Here is a 19,668-nt window from a genome sequence, read left to right as displayed (position 1 = left end):
TACCGGGCTTAGAGGTCTACGTGCTGGAAACATCTGAAAAAGGTCTCAGATTTGATAACGTCAGCCTTTCCCTGAAGGGTCGTTGTCTGGTCGCTGTAAATCATCTGATCCGCCCCGGCGACGTCCTTACCGTCATGGGCGAAAGCGGAAGTGGCAAGTCGACACTATTGAATTTGGTTGCAGGGTTTCTTCCCGCCGCCTTTGAGGCGACCGGGCGCGTGACCCTCAATGGCGTCAACATCACGGAGCAGTCGGCCCAAACGCGCAATGTCGGGCTGATGTTCCAATCCCCGCTTCTGTTTCCTCACATGTCCGTTGGACAAAACCTGCTGTTTGCCTTGCCGCGCACCATCAAAGGTCGGCAGCAACGGTTGGAACGCGTCATTGCAGCTCTCGAAGAAGTTGGCCTTGGAGGATTTGAGGGACGCGATCCGGCAACACTGTCAGGCGGGCAACAGACCCGTGTTGCCTTGATGCGATTGATCCTCGCCGAACCGCAGGCCCTTTTGCTGGACGAGCCGTTTTCGAGCCTGGACCGTTCCCGGCGGGCGGACGTCAGAGAGCTTGTTTTTGACACCACCCGTGACCGCAAACTGCCCGTCTTGCTTGTGACACATGACGCGGAAGATGCAGAGGCCGCGGGCGGCTCCGTGATCGAACTATAAAATCAGCTTTTGGATTTATTCAGCCTGATCAGCAGATTTCGCCTGCAAGAAGGAATACTCATTAATGCCGATGCGCTCGATGAGACCAAGTTGGGTTTCCAGAAAATCGATATGCCCCTCTTCGTCTGCAAGCAATTGCTCGAACAACTTCATGGACACATAATCCTCAGCTTCCCGGCATACTTCCCGTGCTTCGTGATAGAGCGCCCGCGCAACATATTCCGCAGCCAAGTCGCTCTCAATGCACTCCTTGACCGAATGCCCGATGCGCAGCGGATCTAGCACCTGAAGATTTGGCAGCCCCTCAAGGAACAAGATCCTGTCCATCAGGTCTTGAGCGTGTGCACGCTCTTCCTCAGCTTCTGCAAGTTCTTTTGCAGCGAGCTTGCCGAAGCCCCAATCGTCCAAAAGACGGGCATGCAGCCAATACTGGTTGACCGCCGTCAGCTCATGACGCAGAGCCTTGTTGAGATACTCAATAACGCGCGTGTCACCCTTCATGGGTCAATTCCTTCGTTTTATCATTCGATGTGTCGGTTGGGACTGCTGTCGAGCTGGTCTTTGCAGCTGAAACAGACCGCTCTGAGCTTGCTGGAGCTTCCTCGTGAATGACTTTAATAACATTTGGAAAGCAGCCGCCACAACGGGGACGGCACCCCAAATGTCGGAAGACGGAACCGGGGGTCGGCATTTTCCCGTTCGGGTCTTGCCGCATTTCCTCAGCCGCCTTGCGCAATTGATCGTCGGTTAACACATTACAGGAGCAAACAAGCATCCAACCGTCCGAATTAAATATCCCGCGTTTCGCGTTTTTCGCATAGAAGAAGTCTGGCGCATAAACTAAACTAACATGTAAAAGTCAACTTTTTTCAACTTCGCCGCTTTACCCACTCGAGGTTTCCCATGCAGGCCCAAACTCCCAATGATGACCGGCAAACCCTTGTTCTCACAGGCGCAAGCCGAGGCATCGGCCATGCAACCGTGAAGCGGTTTTCCGCAGCCGGTTGGCGTGTGATCACCTGTTCCCGTCATGCATTTTCAGACAAATGTCCGTGGCCGATGGGGCCGGAAGATCACATTCAGGTGGATTTGTCGGACCCGGAAAACCTCGGTTACGCAGTGCAGGAAATCCGCAAACGGCTACAGCCTCATGGTTCTCGTTTGAACGCCTTGGTCAACAATGCCGGCATAAGCCCGAAGGGGGACGGCGGCGCGCGGCTGGATTCATTGTCCACTCCCATGCACACATGGCGACATGTTTTTCAGGTCAATTTCTTCGCGCCAATCATGCTCGGCCGCGGACTATTTGAGGAGCTGAAGGCAGCAGAAGGTTCCATCGTCAATGTGACATCCATTGCCGGAAGTCGTGTCCACCCCTTTGCCGGCACGGCCTATGCGACCTCCAAAGCCGCTCTCGCCTCTTTGACACGTGAAATGGCCGCAGATTTTGGCCCTCATGGTGTGCGGGTCAACGCGATTGCACCGGGTGAAATCGACACATCCATTTTGTCGCCGGGTACCGAGAAGCTTGTCGAAACCATCCCGATGCGCCGTTTGGGCATGCCGAATGAGGTGGCTGAGACAATTCACTTTCTCTGCACCTCGCCGTCCTCCTATGTCACGGGCGGTGAAATCCACATCAATGGTGGCCAGCACGTTTGACCGAAATTGCCTGATTTCCGGCTCGACTTCGTGTCCGGCGCTAGCAAAAAAGGCGATTGACCCAGACCCGCTGTTCCCTTAGGGCCTCAGTCATCTTTTGACTGTTCTGGCTTCAGGTAGCGCTTTGTCCGAGACACCATCCGCATCACATTTCGCCGCACATGGATCTGCACCGGTCGCAGGCTATCCTCTCATTCTTGAAACAACGGGATGGAAGGATTACAAACTGCTCGACATGGGTGAAGGGCAAAAACTGGAACGCTACGGACGCTTTACCATTGTCCGCCCTGAGCCACAGGCCATGGGATCCCGCCGTCTGAAACCTGCGCAATGGGAGCGGGCGGATGCTGTCTTTTCCGGAGACACGGACGAAGAAGGCCCCGGTCGCTGGAAGTTTTCCGGCAATGTTCCGGAGACATGGGAAATGGCCTATGGCCCGGCGCGTTATCACGGGCGATTCATGTCTTTTCGCCATGTCGGCGTTTTTCCAGAGCAAGCTGCCCACTGGAACTGGGTAAATGGCAAGATCCGTGCAGAGCGAAAACGTGCGCCAGACAAGCCTATCAAAATCCTAAACCTCTTCGGCTATACCGGTCTTGCCTCTCTGCTTCCCGCAAGCGAAGGCGCTCAGGTTACGCATATTGATGCGTCCAAAAAAGCGATAACCTATGCGCGGGAAAATCAGACCCTCTCCGGCCTCGACGACCTGCCGATCAGGTGGATATGCGAAGATGCATCCAAATTCGTTGCGCGCGAAGTTCGACGCGGAAGCACCTATGATGGCATCATTCTGGACCCACCCAAATATGGCCGCGGCCCCAAGGGGGAGGTGTGGGACATCTATGAGTCCCTGCCGGGCATGTTGAGCGATTTGCAGAAGCTTTTGGCCAAGGATGCATTGTTCATGATCTTGACGGCCTATGCCATCCGCTCCAGTTTCCTCGCCATGCACGAACTGATGGCTGAGACATTGTCGCACCAAGGTGGACGGCTGGAATCAGGAGAATTGGTCATCCGAGAAGATGTTGGCCAGCGCGCGCTCTCAACATCGTTGTTTTCGCGCTGGAGCAGTCGATGAATACGTCCGGCAAAGCGCCCCGCGTCGGCGCGGTGAAACAAATCACCAGTCACGCCAACCCGATTGTCAAAGAGATCAAGGGGCTGATTGCCCAGCGCAAGCACCGCACCCAGTCCGGGCTGTTTGTGGCCGAAGGGCTGAAACTGGCCACTGACGCCTTGGAAGCCGGGTGGGATGTCCGCTATCTCGCACTTGGCCCTGAGGCCAGAGAGAACCCGATTGCTCAACAGGCCGCCGCCAGCGCCAAGGCACGTGGCGCGCTCATTCTGGAAGTGAACACTGCCATTCTTTCGGCCATGACCCGCAAGGACAACCCTCAAATGGTTGTCGGGGTCTATGAGCAAAAGACGGTCAGTCTTTCCAACATTGATCCGAACTCGGCCGCAACCTGGGTCGCCCTGGACCGCGTGCGCGATCCCGGCAACCTTGGAACTGTCATTCGCACAATTGATGCGGTGGGAGCCAGCGGTGTTGTTTTGGTTGGAGACTGTACCGACCCGTTTGCGGTTGAAACCGTTCGTGCCACGATGGGCTCGCTTTTCCATGTTCCGATCATCAAGACCGCCAAGGACGCCTTTTTGGACTTTGCCAAGAAGTGGCCCGGACCGGTCGTTGGAACTCATCTGGAAGGCTCCGTCGATTATCGAACCGCCGATTACGCGGAACCCGTGCTTTTGTTGATGGGCAACGAGCAACAAGGCTTAGACGCTTCAATGACCCGAGTTTGCAAGACACTGATCCGCATCCCGCAAGTCGGACAGGCAGACAGTCTCAACCTTGCTGTGGCCACTGGCATCACCCTTTACGAAATTCGCCGAAACCACCTGGAGCTTTGACCCCATGACGGATCGCCTCTTTGTATTTGGCGTTGGCTTCTCCTCACGCGCCATCATCGAAAATATAAGGGATCAGTTTGACTGGATCGGCGGAACAACGCGATCCGAGGGAAAAGCCGCTCAACTGGCAGAAGCCAACATCTCACCAATTCTGTTCGATGGCGAAACCGCCTCAGACGAGCTGTTGTCAGCGCTTGAACAGGCCACTCACGTTCTTGTTTCGATTGCCCCGAATGCATCCGGCGATCCAGTGCTCAATGCCTGTCGCAGTGCCCTGCAGACCGCCAAACCAAAATGGCTGGGCTACCTTTCAACTGTAGGCGTTTATGGCAACCACGATGGTGCGTGGGTAGACGAAGACACAGTGTGCAAGCCAGTTTCCGAGCGTTCCATCCAACGCGTGGATGCAGAGAATTCTTGGTTGGCGTTTGCGGAAGAGACGGGCACACCCGTTCAAATCTTCCGCCTGTCCGGCATTTACGGCCCCGGCCGCAACACCTTTCAGAACTTCAAGAAGGGACGCGCCCGGCGTTTGATCAAACCGGGGCAGGTGTTCAATCGGATTCATGTCGCCGACATTGCAGGGGCTGTAAAAGCCGCCATGGCGAACCCACGCACCCGGATTTACAACGTAACGGATGATGAACCAGCTTCTCCGCAAGATGTTGTCACCTATGCTGCGGAGTTGCTTGGCATTGAGCCGCCCCCAGAAGTTCCATTTGAAACGGCTGACCTTTCACCGATGGCGCGGTCGTTTTACGGCGAGAACAAACGTGTTTCCAATGCGCGCGTGAAATCCGAACTTGGCTACCAGTTTCAGTATCCCAGCTATCGCGTAGCCCTGCCCGCCCTTTATCAGAGTGATGTCAAACCTGGTTAGAGCTTGGCAATCGCTACCGACCAACGACACTCAAGGAGCCTTCCATGCAAGACTGGCACGTCTACCTGTCTGGTGAAATTCATACTGATTGGCGAGAACGCATCACTGAGGGGTGTGAAAAGCTTGATCTGCCGATTTCCTTTGCAGCTCCGGTCACTGACCACGACGCCAGCGATGATTGCGGTGCCGTGATCCTTGGGGGCGAGGAAAAGAAATTTTGGTACGACAACAAGGGCGCGAAGATGAATGCTATCCGCACCCGTACCTTGATCGAGCAATCCGACATTGTCGTGGTGCGCTTTGGTGACAAGTACAAGCAGTGGAATGCGGCCTTTGATGCGGGGTATGCGGCAGCGCTTGGCAAATCACTCATCATCTTGCATGACGAAAGCCTGACCCACCCCTTGAAAGAGGTCGATGCCGCAGCTCTCGCAGTCGCGGAAACCTCAGAACAGGTGGTTGAAATCCTGCGGTATGTGATCCGCGGGGAACTGTCTCGCTAATCACGTTTTGAGTGTGTCCAATCGGGGGCACACTCATTGCCCCTTGAAAAAATACTTAAGAACACACATCTTATTTTCACAAAGTAGCTGCTGCGAGGGCCGGAATTTAGCCGAAACTTGCATAAATCGTTGAAAAGCAGCAATTTGTTAACCATACGCACCCAAGGTTGTCGCAACGTAAATTATGCGACCTCCACTTGGTCTTGCGTGACGAAGCACCTGATAGGCAGCCTTCGTTTTATTTACTGTCATCTCGGCGTTTCATTCTTCGACTAGAAGCGGAGTGTTTGAACGCTGCAAGAAATTTGGAAAGAAGCAACCATGTTACATGGAAACGTAAAATGGTTTGATGTTGGTCGGGGCCTCGGCTCCATCGAACCGCAGGACGGAAAAGAAGTTCTCGTCTATAAAAATGCGCTGAAGCGTTCCGGTATTGAGACGTTGACTGAAGGCCAATTGGTCGCATTTGATCTCGAATACCGCCGCGGGCAAGCTGTCGCGGAGGACCTTAAGGTCCTGTAACGCACGTATCAAATCCCAAAACCCAAGGGCGGTCTGACCGCCCTTTTGTTTTGCGCATTTCAGAATTGGTTCTGCTTCAAACATGCACCCTTTGGACCTTTCAGGCCCTCGTTTTACGCCGAAATCCGGAAATCCGCCGCGCCAATTGGTTGTCATCCTCCATGGTTATGGAGCTGATGGCGAGGATCTGATTGATCTTGGACGCGCGTGGTCCGAAACCTTGCCTGATGCTGTATTCGTTGCTCCGAATGCGCCAGAACCTCTGCCTTTTGAAGTCCTTGGCGGGCGGCAGTGGTTTGCTCTTCAGGAGCGCGACATGCACGAATACAGTCTCGGCTCCGAGGCCGCCCGCGCACTTCTCGACACCTTTTTGGACAATGAACTGCAGCGGTATGGATTGTCCGACAACGACATGACTCTGGTCGGCTTCAGCCAAGGAGCCATGATGGCCTTGCATACAGGTTTGCGGCGCACTGCACCGCCAAAAGGCATACTGGCCTATTCAGGCCTTTTGCCAGCTCCTGACCAGCTTCAAGGTGTAAACACCACTACGCCGGTTCTGATGGTGCATGGCGCTGAAGACGATGTTGTTCCTCCTTATCATTTGGACGCGGGCGCTAAGGCCCTTTCCAACGCCGGCGTTGCTGTAGAGGGGCATCTTTTAGAAGGCCTTGGTCATTCTATCGATGAACGCGCAATGGTTCTGGGCGGCCGGTTCCTGAATCGGTGTTTTTCTGCCGCTGGCTGAAAGAAGGTTAACGGCCTGTTAACAGTTTTGACTGACGGTGTGGTTAGAGTTCGCTCTCAGCCTTTCAACGGGAACGCCGGGTCATGCAAATTTCCATAGAGACGACCACGCAATCCGCCAGTGTTTTCACGGCGTCATTTGGTCAGGGGCAGTTCGGCAACTCGAAACAAGCGGAAGAAGAGAGCTCCTCGAAAGCACCAGCTGTCAGTTTGCTGGAATCAGCAGCTGACAAGGCGGAAGAAGACGCTGTTGTTATCGCCGCTCTCCGCGAGGCCGTTGAGAAAGGCCGCGAAGAGGGAGACGAAGAAAAGACCGGCCTTGCCACAGTCGAGGATTATCAAAATACGGCTGGGAAACTGAAGTCTGCTCTCGGGGTTGAAGAGGCTGGCGAGCCGAATGTGACCTACGAGAGTGGAACGACAACCACCACGACAATAGAAGCGCAGATCGGCGATCAAACCATTTCGGCCGAGTTTGTCTCCTATGAGCGTGTTTCTTACTCCAGTGAGACAGGGCTATCCGTTCGCCGCGCCAGCGCATCGAACATCGAGGGCAACTTTGGCGACCTTGAGTTCAGCCAACAACGCGCTTCCGTCAGTTCGCTTTATGCTGGCTCTGGCACGCAGCTTTCCAATTTGGCGGAATTGACCGCTTAACACCCCCTTCGCATTTCTCCGTAACTCCCCCACTTGAGGCGCATTGGAACCTCGGGTAAATCTTGCCCGCATTCGAGAGAACGGATGTGTGTTTGAAGGGTATTCATCGTGGACAAATTACAAGCTGATCTTCTGCGCGGGCTCTGGTATGTGGCCTGCCCGGACCGGGAGATCAAAAAAGGCGCCATGACCGGCAAAAAGCTGATGGGCGAGCTGGTGCTTTTGGGCCGCGATGAAAACGGCAAGGTTTTCGCCTTGCGCGATATTTGTCCCCACCGAGGCATCCCGCTTCGCCACGGATGGTTTGATGGCAAACATGTTCAATGTTGCTATCATGGCTGGAAGTTCGACACGGATGGCACATGTGTCGACATTCCCTCCACGCATGAATACCAGACCATTGACTATTCCAGGATCACCTGCGGTGCCTACCCGGCAATTGAGCAACAAGGTCTGATCTGGGTCTATTTTGCCGCCAATGGTGAAAAACCGGAAGATGGGCGCCAGCCGCACCCGCCTATGCTGCCTGACTTTGCTGTCGACAGCGCCCCCACTGTCGACATCATGCAACCCTTTGTCTGCTCAGTAGACCACGCTGCGCTTGGGCTTATGGACCCTACCCATGCAGCGTTCGTTCATACCTCCTGGTGGTTCAAGAAAAATGCCACGAAGCTCAGGGCGAAGGAAAAGCAGTTCGAACCGGCAGACCTCGGCTGGGCCATGGTACGCCACACGTTGCCACCGCAAAATATTGCCTACAAAGTGCTGGGCGATGATGTGACAACAGAAATCAGATACGCCCTGCCGGGATTGCGTATCGAACATATCAAGGGCTCAAAGCACTCTGTGGTCGGCTTGACCACGATTACTCCGGTAACGCCGGATGAAACAGAAGTCCGGCAGCTGTTCTGGACAACGATGGACTGGGTCAAGCCGCTCAAGCCACTGGTCAAACACCTTATGAATGTCTTTTTGAACCAAGACCGCGAGGTTGTCATTCAGCAGCGCGAAGGCCTTGAGTTCAATCCGAAGCTCATGCTGATCAACGATGCTGATACCCAAGGCCGCTGGTGGATGCAGTTAAAACGGGAATGGGACAAATCGCAGGCTGAAAACCGGCCGTTTGAAAACCCGGTTCAGGCAAAAACACTGCGCTGGATGAGCTGATAACTCAGCTTATCTGAGCCCCTCGCGCCTCTCACATCCCACGCGCGGCAATCTGCTTAGGGCCTTGTTAATAATCGCAAGCCCATGTTTGCGTGACCGAATTCCCTTGCGCTGATACGTGAATCGGCGTAGTTTGGCATCATCGATTTTGTTTGACGAACTTTGTGACTGCGCAGATTTCCTGCGGCCTGAACGATCTTCCCTTCAACGTCGACTAATCTGCTGCAAAACCAATCGGTCTTGTGGCTTTCAACTATGACCGATTGAAAGGATACCGTTATGGCTATCGGCACAGTAAAATTCTTCAACACCACCAAAGGCTATGGCTTCATTCAGCCGGAAGATGGTTCTCAAGACGTATTCGTTCACATCTCCGCTGTTGAGCGCGCTGGCATGACAACTCTCTCCGAAGGCCAGAAGGTCAGCTTTGAAGTTGTTCAGGACCGCCGCTCTGGCAAGTCCGCTGCCGACGGCCTTGCTGCTGTCTGAGTATTTGGCGTAAAGCCAACTGAGATTAAGAAGGTCGGGCCTTGCGCCCGGCCTTTTTTCGTTTGTGTTTCATTGTAACGCGATCAAGGCAATCCCGCAGATGGCCAGCCCAGCTCCGGTCACCCCGTTGGTATTCGGCAGTTGTCCATCACGTAGCCACAGAACCGGAATGATAAGGATGGGCGATAGCGAGCCCAAGACCATGGCCAGCCCTGCTTCCATATTGGCGTAGGCATAAAGCAACAGTGACGTTGAAAGCCCATAGCCAATGACGCCCGGAAGCACCGTTCGAAGGAGCAGGTAAGGCGTAGTGCCAGAGTGCGGGCGAAACAGGGTTGCCGGCCAAAGTGCAATCAGGGAGATTATCGCAGCCGCCATCGAAAGACGGATTGCACCGATTGCAAGCGGTTCAGCTCCTGCTTCAAGGGCCGGTTTGACAGCCAGAAAACCAACGCCCTGAAATGCGGCTGCAGAGAGCCCAAGAAAGGCGATCCACAACGAGCTCCTCAAGCCTCGAAGGGCAAGTCCGTCGCGGCCGTGACTCCGTCCGATCGCCAAGATGACCCCAACAATCACCAACGCACCACCCAGCACCTGAGCAGGGTTCAAAACCTCATCAAACCAGATGAAGGCAAGCACCGCGACGATTGGAGCTTTCAGGCACATGAGCAATTCGGTCAGACGAGGGCCTGCCTGACGAAGCAACTCGATCATGGCGAGATTGCCCAAGATGATTCCCACCAAAGAGGACAGGACAAATTCTGGCCAATGCGCCCAGTTGATGCTGGGCCAAAGGCCAAAAACTGCGGAGAGAAACCATAACAATGCGCCACACGTCAACAGCTGGATGCGGGTGAACTCGAACGCGCCCAGTTGGCGTGCTGGATACTGGGCCAGAGCCGAGCCAGTTGCCCAACCCGCAGAAGCTCCTACTGCTGCAAGCACAGGAAAAAGAGTAAACAACGCCACCTCCATTTGCTATCATATACGTAGCAATAATTCGCTACAAAAAAGATAGCAATAGATTCATGACCAAATCAGCACCCAAACCCGGAACGCCTGTTCGTGGCTCGAAATCCGGTAAACCGATCATGGCGCTCTTTGACCTTTTGGGGCGCACATGGGCGCTCGGGATTCTTTGGCAGTTATCCGATGGCCCTCTCACGTTTCGCGAACTTCAATCCCGCTGCGAAACCGTATCACCTACCGTTCTCAACAAGCGCCTGAAGGAATTGCGAGAGAGTCTTTTTGTCGACCGGGGTGATCATGGATATGAACTGACACCTCTCGGGCGAGACCTATTTACAAAACTGCACCCCTTAGGGGATTGGTCTACAAAATGGGCTATGCAATTGAGGTCCGAGCGACGAGACCCGGAAGAAACTCCGTCCTAGACGCTGCGTGACATGAAAGTCACAGCAGGCTCGCAATATCCTTTTAGGGCCTCCGCCCGCTCTTGAACCGCAAAGCAAATTCGGCTTTTTAGCTGTTTCCTGATTTCATTTTCAAAGGGGACGGACATGCATTTCGACAGCCGCTCGCCCGCAAAGGCAGCACATCTCAGCTAATCCGCGTTAGCGGTGCAGTGGGATGCCACAGGGCAAGATCCATCTTGCGCCTGACTTTTGCATTGAAAATGGAAACACCAAATGGGCACTTCCCATATGGATGGCCAGCCAGGGGCTTCACTGCCGGCGGCTGTACATCACTTCTTTTCTCAAAAATCCTGGATTGAAGGCAAAGCAACAGACCAGCTTTCCCAGATCGCCACTCTACCCGAGGTGGAAGCTATCGCTGCGTTTCCCGACCTTCACCCCGGCAAGTTCGGGCCTGTTGGATGCGCTGTGCTTTCCAAAAGGCTTTACCCGCACCTGATCGGCAATGATATCGGGTGTGGCATGAGCCTTTTTGCGCTTCGTCTGGAGGCACGAAAACTCCGGCTTGATAAGGCCGCGGAGAAATTGCGTGACCTCGAAGGCCCTTGGAATGGAGATGCCAATAGCCGCCTCACAGAGATCGGACTGTCTCGCAGCCTTCATCCCGCTGCACTTGGAACGATTGGGGGTGGCAATCATTTCTGCGAACTGCAGGTCGTTGATGACGTGGCAGAAAATGAGCAGACATCCGACCTCAGAAAAGGGCAACTGGTTCTGCTGGTTCACAGTGGCTCCCGGTCACTTGGCCCGGAGGTCTTTGATACTGTGCAGGCCTATGACCATGGTCTGGAGCAGAACTCGGCTCTCGCCACCCAGTATCTGGAACAGCACGCTCAAGCCGTTGTTTGGGCGAGCCTCAATCGGCGCATCATCGCGGAACGGGCAGCCCATGCGCTTAAGTCAGATATCGTTCCAATCGCAGATGTACCTCACAATCTTGCTGAGAGATACAGAGACTGTCTATTGCATCGCAAAGGGGCCGCGCGGGCTGATTTGGGTCTGACACCGTTGGCCGGATCGCGCAACACCTTGAGTTATGTTGTGCGCCCGACCGGTCGGCATCCCGGCAGTTTGCTCTCTCTCGCCCATGGGTCAGGCCGCAAGTACGATCGCAGCTCCATGACTGGGCGTGCGGGCAAAACCAAATCGGATCGCGAAGCTTTGAAACGCAATGCATCCGGCGGCTTCATCATCTGCGAAGATCGGCAGCTGCTCATTGAGGAGGCTCCGCAAGCCTACAAATCGTCGCAACATGTTTTGGATGAGCTTGTATCGTTTGGCTTGGTTACGCGGGTTGCTTCTCTCAAGCCATTGCTGACCTACAAGAAGTCATCACAGGATATTCGGGACCGCAAGCGCCACAAGGTCCGCGACGAAAACAGGAGGCGTAGGTCATGGTAAAATCATGCACGGACAAGACAGACACCGCGCGCCTGCTTGTCACAAGTGGGGATGGTCCGCGCGAGTGCCGACGCGCTGTGTCTCTGGTGCTAGCGCGGATCACGACAGAGGCTGCCAAACTTCGGGTGAATGTCGAGGAAACGCTATCGACCGAAGGCCCCAATCAGGACCCCGCGTCGGCGATCCTGCGCCTAAGTGGAAAGGACGCGAGCGAGATCGCGAAGCGCTGGACCGGCACCATTAGGTGGACGTGCCAAAGTCCTTTTCGCCCTCATCACAAGCGCAAGAACTGGTTTGTCGGCGTCTTTGCGCTCGCAACAGAACGGGACCAAACCGAAACTCTAAGCCCCTCAGATCTCAAGTTTGAGACCTTTCGAGCAGGCGGACCAGGCGGGCAACATCAAAACACGACAGATAGCGCTGTGCGGCTAACACACTTGCCGACAGGATTATCTGTTGTGGCGCGCGATGAACGGTCTCAACACAGAAACCGCGCGGCAGCCTTAAACCGCCTGCACGACAGGCTCTACTTACTGGCTGCCGAAGCTGATGCAGGGGCCAAATCGTCCGAAAACCTCTTGCACCGACAGTTGGAGCGGGGAAACGCGACCCTTTCTTTCAAAGGCCCTAGCTTCGTCGAAGGTTGAACCAAAAAAAGCCGCCCGACTTTGGCGGCTTTTTAATTCATATGCCGTGATCTCAGCTCTTTTTCAGGTAGGCGGCGATGATATCCAATGCGGCTTGCAGGTCCGATTTGTGGATCATCTCGGTCACGGTGTGGATGTAACGGGTGCCGACCACAATCCCGACAGCTTTTGCACCAGCAGCTGCCTGCTGAGCAGCAGCCCCATCCTGACCACCTGCGGCCAACATGGTGCGCTGATACGGAATGTCTTCCTTAACCGCCAGCGCCTCAATGTCTTTCACCAGTTCACGATCTGCAATGAAGCTGGAATCTTTCACATGAAGGCCGAAGCCATTGCCCTGAACGGTCGTGCGGTCTTCTTCCGGAACACCCGGTGTATCGCAAGCCAAAGTTACATCAATGCCGAGGCCAATGTCCGGCTTGATCGCGAAGGCAGCTGTGCGCGCGCCGCGCAGTCCGACTTCCTCTTGGCATGTAAACGCGACATGAATTTCCGCCGAATGCTTCGCCTTTCCGAGTGCCTTGATGGCCTCAATGCCCAGCCAGCAGGCGATCCGGTTATCCAGTGCCTTTGAAACGATCTTGTCGCCGATCTCAATCAGCGGCTCGTCCATGGTCACCATGTCGCCGATCTTGACAATGTCCTTGGTCTTTTCGCCAAGCCCCATATCGACCACAAAGTTTTTCGGTTCAGGAACCTTCTTGCGTTCTTCCGGGGAAGAAATATGGATCGGTTTGCCACCGGGGTTCATGACGCCCTTGAAGTCCCCCTCATCGGTGGACACAAGCACCCGGCGAGAGAACAGATTTCGTGCATCGAAACCGCCGACCGGCTGAACATGGACAAAGCCCTTGTCCGTCACATGCGATACGAGGAACCCGATTTCGTCCATATGACACAGCAGCATGATTTTTTGCGGGCTTTCACCGTTCTTCGCAGATTTGCGCGCGTCCCGTTTACAGAGCAAAGAGCCCATGGCATCGGTTTCGACGGTATCAAACAGTCCGTCGATCTCGCTCTTGATAAGCTCACGGACGCGATGTTCGTGGCCTGGAACGCCCGGCGTTTCACACAGGCGGCGCAAGAGATCAATATTCATGAATGAACTGCCTTTTGTTGTTGTTCTGCCTCCATCGGTACCGAACCGGGCCACTCTACGCAACCAAAGAACGCGGCCTGTCACCGGCCTTGCGGATCGGCTCAGTTTTGAGCTGCAGATTAACGAGTTCCTGACCAAGTTCGCGACGTTAGTGGAAAGTTGGCTCTCATGCCTTGAGCCTGTCGTATTTCCCGGCAAAACTTGATCCAGCGTCAGGTGTTCGCTCGAACACCCTGAAGTTTTCATCAGTCAGACCATGAGGGAGAGCCATGGCGGGCAAAAAGAGATTTGTTTTATCCATTGATGGCGGCGGCGTGCGGGGTATCATTCCGCTTCGAATTCTTGAAACAATCGAAAGCCGGTTGGCCCATCGCGGCGTCAACAAGCCGATGCATGAGCTGTTCGACATGATGTGCGGCACTTCTACCGGTGGGCTTATCGCCGCTTCTCTCAGCGCGCCTAAGCCGGATGGCAAGAAAAGTGAGGCAGTCGCCACCATTTCCGAGCTGCGGGACTTCTACGAGCGTGACGCGCGCACGATTTTTACGCCGTCGATCAGCAACCGTCTTGCTCGCATGATTGCCAATCCGTACGGTCTGTTTGACGAGAGCTATGATGCTCGCCCGTTTGAAAAACTCCTCAAGGAACGGTTTGGCTGGACTTCAATGGCAAGCGGACTGACCAATCTGGTTCTGACCGCCTACGACATAGAAAACAGACGCGCCCTTTTCATGACAAATGGTCTGGAAGAAGGGAGCCGCCGCCCTGACGATTATTACTTCTGGCAAGCGGTCCGCGCGACGACGGCTGCTCCCTCTTATTTTGAACCGTCCCGCGTCGAAAATCTGACACTCAAACGCGAAGAAGCTTTGGTCGATGGCGGCGTCTTCATGAATGACCCGAGCATTGCCGCCTATCTTGAAGCACGCAAACTCGGCTGGGGATGCGAGGATGTCGTCCTCCTGTCCCTTGGTACTGGCTACGCCCCTAAACGTGGATACCCGTATGAGCAAGCCGTTGGCTGGGGCACCCTTGGCTGGATGCGCCCCTCGAACGGGGTGCCGCTTTTGTCGATCTTTGCAGACGGGCAATCTCAGACAGCCAGCTATCAGGCCAAGTGGCTGTTTGAAGAAATGAACGTTGGCAAATACATCCGCCTGACCGGGGAAATTCCGCCCGATGCTGAGGACTTCGACAATGCACGTCCGGGCAACCTGATTACCTTGAATGGGGCGGCTGACCGGATAATCCGCGACAACACAGTTGTTCTGGATGAATTCGTAGAGATGCTGATTGCGAACTTGCCATCTAGCAACGGTTCACAGCATGCTAGTGATCTGGAGAATGCCGCCTGAAGAAGGGTCTGTTTGAATTGTCCGGATTGAAATCAGCCGTCATCGGTCTCACTTCGCTTTTCCTTTGGGGCGGACTGTCGCTGAGCAGTGCTTTGGCAGAAGACCCACCGCGTCCAAATGCAAAACCGGGCGATGTCCGGGTGCAAACCCTTTCAATCACACCAGACATCACGCAGATCATCACACAAAACACAAAAGCGGCGGCTGATACAGCTACGGCTCCCACAGTGCCTGTTCCGGCGCGCAAAGCCGCCGTACCGGAGGGATACTCCCCCACCATCCCTGCCCAGCGACTGGCGCTGCGCGGTGATCGTGCTGCAAAAGAGTATTTTGGAGCAGCTGCCAAGCCAGCCAATCTCAGAGCACGGTCCATTGGTTCCTATGCCAAGGGATGTCTGGCAGGAGGTACTTTCCTGCCCAAAGACGGCAACACCTGGCAGGTCATGCGGCTGTCGAGAAACCGGAATTGGGGCCACCCGGACCTAATCGATTATCTGCAAGATCTGGCTGATGATGCCCCCTCTTTAGGGTGGAGTGGGCTTCTTGTCGGTGATTTGGCCCAACCACGCGGCGGGCCGATGACCTCTGGCCACGCAAGCCATCAGATCGGTTTAGATGCTGACATCTGGCTTCGTCAAATGCCGAACCGCCGGCTATCCCAACAAGAGCGGGAAGAGATTTCGGCTATCTCCATGCTGAAGGGACCGCTCGACGTAAAAGGTGCAGACAGAAGTGTCGATCCGAACAAATGGACAGACGCTCATGCGCGGCTGATCCGGCGGGCAGCGCAGGATCGTCGTGTGGCCCGCATTTTTGTCAATCCCACCATTAAAAAAGCGCTTTGCTCTTTTGAACGCGGTCCGGACCGAAGCTGGCTTCGAAAAGTCCGCTCTTGGTGGGGGCACCACTACCATTTCCATGTTCGGCTCTCCTGCCCACCAGACAGCATCGGCTGCAAGAACCAAAATCCACCACCACCTGGAGACGGCTGCGGAGAAGAACTGGTTTACTGGCTGTCGGATGTGCCTTGGGTGCCCAACAAGCCGAAAGACCCGAACAAAAAACCGGTTGTCAAAAAGAAGCGCGCCATGCAATTGGCCGCCCTTCCAAACGACTGTCGTTCCGTCCTGCAAGCTGAAGCCCGCCAATAACGGATTGACTTTTCCGATTTCGGCTTCATATCGCGCTCAATGTACTAGGCGAAACGCTTTTCCGATGGTAAAGGGGCGCCATGACGAGCGAACCGATTTCCAACATTCGAAACTTCTCCATCGTGGCGCATATCGACCACGGTAAGTCGACCCTTGCTGACCGGCTCATTCAGATGACCGGCACCCTGACAGACCGTGAAATGTCTGATCAGGTTCTCGATTCCATGGATATCGAGAAAGAGCGCGGGATCACGATCAAGGCCCAGACCGTGCGGCTGATCTACAATGCCGAAGATGGACAACAATATACGTTGAACCTGATCGACACTCCGGGCCACGTCGACTTCGCCTATGAGGTGTCTCGGTCACTGGCTGCCTGTGAAGGGTCTCTGCTTGTGGTGGATGCATCGCAGGGTGTGGAAGCGCAAACGCTGGCTAACGTCTATCAGGCCATCGACAACGACCACGAGATTGTCACGGTTCTGAACAAGATCGACCTTCCCGCTGCAGAACCTGATCGCATCAAGGAACAGATCGAAGATGTCATCGGGATCGACACGGCAGATGCCTGCATGATCTCGGCAAAGACCGGTCTGGGTATTGAGAGCGTTCTGGAAGCGATCGTCAAGCAACTGCCGCCACCGCAAGGTCAACCCAATGGCACGCTGAAGGCCATGCTCGTCGACAGCTGGTATGACACCTATCTTGGCGTCATGGTGATGATCCGCGTCATTGACGGCTCCCTGAAAAAGGGGCAGCGGGTCAAGATGCTTGGCACCGGGGCTGTCTATGACATTGACCGCGTCGGCGTTATGACACCGAAGTTTCTGCAGGTTGACGAACTCCGTGCTGGCGAAATCGGCGTTATCACCGCCTCGATCAAGGAAGTTGCCGATACGCGGGTTGGTGACACGATCACTCTCGACAAGGTAACAAACGTCGAGCCGCTTCCGGGCTTTAAACCTGCACAACCCGTCGTCTTCTGCGGCCTCTTCCCGATTGATGCCAATGACTTTGAAGGCCTCCGCTCAGCAATGGGCAAGCTGCGCCTGAACGACGCGAGCTTTTCCTTTGAGATGGAAACCTCTGCAGCGCTCGGTTTTGGTTTCCGGTGTGGCTTCCTCGGCCTTTTGCACCTTGAAATCATTCAGGAACGCCTGTCGCGCGAGTTCAATCTCGACCTGATCGCAACCGCTCCGTCTGTGGTCTATGAAATGACGTTGACGGATGGGTCGGAAGTCGAGCTTCACAATCCGGCTGACATGCCGGACGTGGTGAAGATCGACGAGATCCGTGAGCCATGGATCCGCGCGAACATCATGACGCCAGATGAGTATCTGGGCGGTATCTTGAAGCTGTGCCAAGAGCGGCGCGGCCTGCAGATTGACCTGTCCTATGTCGGCTCGCGCGCGATGGTGACCTACGATCTGCCGCTCAACGAAGTGGTCTTCGACTTTTACGACCGCCTGAAATCCATCTCGAAGGGCTATGCCTCCTTCGATTATCAGATTTCGGATTACCGAGCCGGTGATCTGGTGAAAATGTCCATTCTGGTCAACGAAGAACCGGTGGACGCTCTATCCGTTCTGGTTCACCGTTCGCAAGCCGAACGTCGGGGCCGGGCCATGGTGGAAAAGCTGAAAGAGCTGATCCCGCGGCACATGTTCAAGATCCCGATTCAGGCGGCCATCGGCGGCAAGGTGATCGCGCGTGAGACTCTGTCAGCACTTCGCAAGGACGTGACCGCCAAATGTTACGGTGGTGACGCGACCCGGAAACGCAAGCTTCTGGAAAAGCAAAAGGCGGGTAAGAAGAAGATGCGCCAGTTCGGCAAGGTGGAGATTCCGCAAGAGGCCTTTATTCAGGCCCTCAAGATGGACGATTGATCCAGAACCTTGCAGACAAGAACACAAAACGGCGCTCAGGTAACTGGCGCCGTTTTCATTTTTCAGATCAAAATGATCACGTAAGATTTTGCTAGGCGCTAACCTTATCGCCGATTAAGCGGCAGGTCTGCCAATTCGCGCTGGCTCATGCGCTGAACCATCGGATGGGACATTGGATCGGTCCGATCGTATGACTGGAGGCGGGAGGCAGAGCCCATATAGCGTGTGAACAGTTTCATCATGTGTTTCATTCCTATTTTTGTTCTTGCGGTGCCAAACCTCGTATAGGTTTAGCTATGCTCTCAACATAGGCGGTTTTTCCCTAAAATAAATCGACTTCTTCTGCTTTTTATTTTAGATTTTCTAAAATGAAAAATCTCAACCGCATTCACCTGTCCGGCCTCCGCGCCGTGGAAGCTGTCGGCCGCCTTGGGTCCTTAAAGGAGGCAGCTGGCGAGTTGGGTGTCACCATGGGTGCGGTCAGTCCACAGCTTCAAAAAGTCGAGGCCCAGCTGGGCGTGGTTCTGTTTGAGCGCCAAAACCGCGCTCTTATGCCAACACCGCACTTGAACGCGATGCAGCCTCACCTCACATCGGCCATGTCATCGCTTTCAACCGCCATCGCAGTGACGCGGCGCGCGCGAGAAGACGCCTTGACCATTTCAGTTGCTCCGGTGTTTGCAAGCAAATGGCTCGTCTGGCACTTGAAGAAATTCAACAAAGCCCATCCCGGCATTCGGGTGCGGGTGGAAGCCTCTATTGATCTTGCAGATCCAAACACCAGCGACGTTGACATCTGCATACGGGTCGGGCGCGGTCCTTATTCTGGTGTCAGGGCAGACAAACTGCTCAGCCAGCGTGTTTTTCCTGTCTGCAGCCCTGCATTGGCGAGGCACATTCAGACACCTGAAGATATCTTCAAACTGCCGATCATACGAGATCAGGACCAAACTGACGACTGGTCGACATGGTTTAGACATTTCGGGCTTGAACCAAAACTCTCAGAAGACGGGCCCTCCTATTCCGATGGGGCCCTTTGTCTGGATGCTGCCATTGCGGGGCAAGGCGTGTTTTTGGCGTGGGAGACCCTTGCCGTTTATGCCGTGAAAACCGGCCAGCTGATTTCGCCTTTTCCGGACCGACCGGCAACAGGCTTGTTCTATTGGCTGATTACAAGCGCATCGGCTCCGCAGACGAAGGCCAAGCAGGCGTTTGCCTCATGGCTCAGGCAAGAACTACAAATCTCCATTGGGCGCCAAAAAGGGCAGGATGTGGTTGAAGACCCCGAGCAAATTCCAAATTTCGGCCAACCCTGAATAACGGAATTGAGGCTTGCCTTTCGCGCACGCCTTTGTAGAGTGCGCTCCATGATGACCTTGGCACACCATGATCAAAAGTCCCTGAACCGCGCTCTTTCTGCGCGACAGGTCCGGCTTGCCAAGTTGCAGGGGCCCGCCTGCGGGCGATTTATGGGCTAACCCTCTTCA

Annotated in this window: 24 protein-coding genes; 19 read left to right on the top strand and 5 right to left on the bottom strand. The window is 54.8% G+C overall.

Annotated features, from left to right (window positions below):
* Positions 1 to 20: 20 nt before the first annotated feature.
* Positions 21 to 665 carry an ATP-binding cassette domain-containing protein gene (locus TRICHSKD4_RS07530; protein WP_009466904.1) on the top strand — a complete coding sequence of 215 codons (645 nt, stop codon included), beginning with the start codon at positions 21 to 23 and terminating at the stop codon, positions 663 to 665.
* 15 nt (positions 666 to 680) lie between these two features.
* Here TRICHSKD4_RS07530 and bfr read toward each other — a convergent pair whose 3' ends face one another.
* Positions 681 to 1,166 (bottom strand): bacterioferritin, encoded by a 486-nt coding sequence (gene bfr, locus TRICHSKD4_RS07525; protein WP_009466903.1) that lies wholly within the window; start codon positions 1,164 to 1,166, stop codon positions 681 to 683.
* Positions 1,156 to 1,380, bottom strand: a complete 225-nt coding sequence (locus TRICHSKD4_RS07520; RefSeq protein ID WP_247642796.1) for a bacterioferritin-associated ferredoxin — start codon at positions 1,378 to 1,380, stop codon at positions 1,156 to 1,158. Before TRICHSKD4_RS07520 ends, bfr begins: the two co-directional genes overlap by 11 nt.
* Before the next feature lie 188 nt (positions 1,381 to 1,568).
* Here TRICHSKD4_RS07520 and TRICHSKD4_RS07515 point away from each other — a divergent pair, with 188 nt between their 5' ends.
* From TRICHSKD4_RS07515 to TRICHSKD4_RS07470, 10 genes are all read left to right on the top strand, one after another.
* Positions 1,569 to 2,327 (top strand): SDR family oxidoreductase, encoded by a 759-nt coding sequence (locus tag TRICHSKD4_RS07515; RefSeq protein WP_009466901.1) that lies wholly within the window; start codon positions 1,569 to 1,571, stop codon positions 2,325 to 2,327.
* A 124-nt stretch (positions 2,328 to 2,451) separates the two neighbouring features.
* The gene (locus TRICHSKD4_RS07510; RefSeq protein WP_040616495.1) at positions 2,452 to 3,405 is read left to right on the top strand and encodes a class I SAM-dependent methyltransferase; all 954 of its coding nucleotides are present in this window, start codon (positions 2,452 to 2,454) and stop codon (positions 3,403 to 3,405) included.
* Positions 3,402 to 4,241, top strand: a complete 840-nt coding sequence (locus tag TRICHSKD4_RS07505; RefSeq protein WP_009466899.1) for an RNA methyltransferase — start codon at positions 3,402 to 3,404, stop codon at positions 4,239 to 4,241. The genes TRICHSKD4_RS07510 and TRICHSKD4_RS07505 overlap by 4 nt, the downstream gene beginning before the upstream one ends.
* A gap of 4 nt (positions 4,242 to 4,245) precedes the next feature.
* Positions 4,246 to 5,121, top strand: coding sequence for an SDR family oxidoreductase (locus TRICHSKD4_RS07500; protein WP_009466898.1), 876 nt, complete (start codon positions 4,246 to 4,248; stop codon positions 5,119 to 5,121).
* Between the two features lie 44 nt (positions 5,122 to 5,165).
* Positions 5,166 to 5,624, top strand: coding sequence for a YtoQ family protein (locus tag TRICHSKD4_RS07495; RefSeq protein ID WP_009466897.1), 459 nt, complete (start codon positions 5,166 to 5,168; stop codon positions 5,622 to 5,624).
* Positions 5,625 to 5,945: 321 nt separating this feature from the next.
* Positions 5,946 to 6,146, top strand: a complete 201-nt coding sequence (locus TRICHSKD4_RS07490) for a cold-shock protein (protein ID WP_040616494.1) — start codon at positions 5,946 to 5,948, stop codon at positions 6,144 to 6,146.
* Between the two features lie 82 nt (positions 6,147 to 6,228).
* The gene (locus tag TRICHSKD4_RS07485) at positions 6,229 to 6,894 is read left to right on the top strand and encodes an alpha/beta hydrolase (RefSeq protein WP_009466895.1); all 666 of its coding nucleotides are present in this window, start codon (positions 6,229 to 6,231) and stop codon (positions 6,892 to 6,894) included.
* Between the two features lie 83 nt (positions 6,895 to 6,977).
* Complete coding sequence (locus TRICHSKD4_RS07480) at positions 6,978 to 7,550, top strand: hypothetical protein (protein ID WP_009466894.1); 573 nt, start codon at positions 6,978 to 6,980, stop codon at positions 7,548 to 7,550.
* 108 nt (positions 7,551 to 7,658) lie between these two features.
* Positions 7,659 to 8,717 carry an aromatic ring-hydroxylating dioxygenase subunit alpha gene (locus TRICHSKD4_RS07475; RefSeq protein ID WP_009466893.1) on the top strand — a complete coding sequence of 353 codons (1,059 nt, stop codon included), beginning with the start codon at positions 7,659 to 7,661 and terminating at the stop codon, positions 8,715 to 8,717.
* A 279-nt stretch (positions 8,718 to 8,996) separates the two neighbouring features.
* Complete coding sequence (locus TRICHSKD4_RS07470) at positions 8,997 to 9,206, top strand: cold-shock protein (protein WP_009466892.1); 210 nt, start codon at positions 8,997 to 8,999, stop codon at positions 9,204 to 9,206.
* Between the two features lie 69 nt (positions 9,207 to 9,275).
* Here TRICHSKD4_RS07470 and TRICHSKD4_RS07465 read toward each other — a convergent pair whose 3' ends face one another.
* On the bottom strand, positions 9,276 to 10,175 hold the full coding sequence (locus TRICHSKD4_RS07465) for a DMT family transporter (protein WP_371256687.1): 900 nt from the start codon (positions 10,173 to 10,175) through the stop codon (positions 9,276 to 9,278).
* Positions 10,176 to 10,234: 59 nt separating this feature from the next.
* On the opposite strand from TRICHSKD4_RS07465, the gene TRICHSKD4_RS07460 reads away from it, so the two are divergent.
* The 3 genes from TRICHSKD4_RS07460 to prfH all read left to right on the top strand — a co-directional run bounded on the left by TRICHSKD4_RS07460 (position 10,235) and on the right by prfH (position 12,690).
* Positions 10,235 to 10,600: a helix-turn-helix domain-containing protein gene (locus TRICHSKD4_RS07460; RefSeq protein ID WP_009466890.1), complete on the top strand. Its 366-nt coding sequence runs from the start codon at positions 10,235 to 10,237 to the stop codon at positions 10,598 to 10,600.
* A 255-nt stretch (positions 10,601 to 10,855) separates the two neighbouring features.
* Positions 10,856 to 12,043: an RNA ligase RtcB family protein gene (locus TRICHSKD4_RS07455; RefSeq protein ID WP_009466888.1), complete on the top strand. Its 1,188-nt coding sequence runs from the start codon at positions 10,856 to 10,858 to the stop codon at positions 12,041 to 12,043.
* Entirely contained in the window at positions 12,037 to 12,690 is a 654-nt protein-coding gene (gene prfH, locus TRICHSKD4_RS07450; RefSeq protein ID WP_009466887.1) for a peptide chain release factor H, read from the top strand. The genes TRICHSKD4_RS07455 and prfH overlap by 7 nt, the downstream gene beginning before the upstream one ends.
* Before the next feature lie 52 nt (positions 12,691 to 12,742).
* On the opposite strand, the gene TRICHSKD4_RS07445 is transcribed toward prfH, so the two are convergent.
* Complete coding sequence (locus TRICHSKD4_RS07445; RefSeq protein ID WP_009466886.1) at positions 12,743 to 13,789, bottom strand: M42 family metallopeptidase; 1,047 nt, start codon at positions 13,787 to 13,789, stop codon at positions 12,743 to 12,745.
* Between TRICHSKD4_RS07445 and TRICHSKD4_RS07440 the strand changes: the two genes are divergently transcribed.
* The 4 genes from TRICHSKD4_RS07440 (at position 13,788) to lepA (ending at position 18,181) form a co-directional block, all read left to right on the top strand.
* A complete protein-coding gene (locus TRICHSKD4_RS07440) occupies positions 13,788 to 13,994 on the top strand; it encodes a hypothetical protein (RefSeq protein WP_009466885.1) in 207 nt (68 codons plus the stop codon). The genes TRICHSKD4_RS07445 and TRICHSKD4_RS07440 overlap by 2 nt on opposite strands.
* 64 nt (positions 13,995 to 14,058) lie before the next feature.
* Positions 14,059 to 15,144: a patatin-like phospholipase family protein gene (locus TRICHSKD4_RS07435; RefSeq protein WP_009466884.1), complete on the top strand. Its 1,086-nt coding sequence runs from the start codon at positions 14,059 to 14,061 to the stop codon at positions 15,142 to 15,144.
* A 17-nt stretch (positions 15,145 to 15,161) separates the two neighbouring features.
* The gene (gene mepA, locus TRICHSKD4_RS07430; RefSeq protein WP_009466883.1) at positions 15,162 to 16,295 is read left to right on the top strand and encodes a penicillin-insensitive murein endopeptidase; all 1,134 of its coding nucleotides are present in this window, start codon (positions 15,162 to 15,164) and stop codon (positions 16,293 to 16,295) included.
* A gap of 80 nt (positions 16,296 to 16,375) precedes the next feature.
* The gene (gene lepA, locus TRICHSKD4_RS07425; protein WP_009466882.1) at positions 16,376 to 18,181 is read left to right on the top strand and encodes a translation elongation factor 4; all 1,806 of its coding nucleotides are present in this window, start codon (positions 16,376 to 16,378) and stop codon (positions 18,179 to 18,181) included.
* A 104-nt stretch (positions 18,182 to 18,285) separates the two neighbouring features.
* Here lepA and TRICHSKD4_RS30665 read toward each other — a convergent pair whose 3' ends face one another.
* Positions 18,286 to 18,423: a hypothetical protein gene (locus tag TRICHSKD4_RS30665; protein WP_009466881.1), complete on the bottom strand. Its 138-nt coding sequence runs from the start codon at positions 18,421 to 18,423 to the stop codon at positions 18,286 to 18,288.
* Positions 18,424 to 18,549: 126 nt separating this feature from the next.
* On the opposite strand from TRICHSKD4_RS30665, the gene TRICHSKD4_RS07420 reads away from it, so the two are divergent.
* Positions 18,550 to 19,497 carry a LysR substrate-binding domain-containing protein gene (locus TRICHSKD4_RS07420; RefSeq protein WP_009466880.1) on the top strand — a complete coding sequence of 316 codons (948 nt, stop codon included), beginning with the start codon at positions 18,550 to 18,552 and terminating at the stop codon, positions 19,495 to 19,497.
* The last annotated feature ends 171 nt before the right edge of the window (positions 19,498 to 19,668 follow it).

This window comes from Roseibium sp. TrichSKD4 (assembly GCF_000148725.1).
Classification (GTDB): Bacteria; Pseudomonadota; Alphaproteobacteria; order Rhizobiales; family Stappiaceae; genus Roseibium.
The sequence above is the reverse complement of the archived record's forward strand: the minus strand, read 5'-3'. Positions and strand labels throughout refer to the sequence as shown.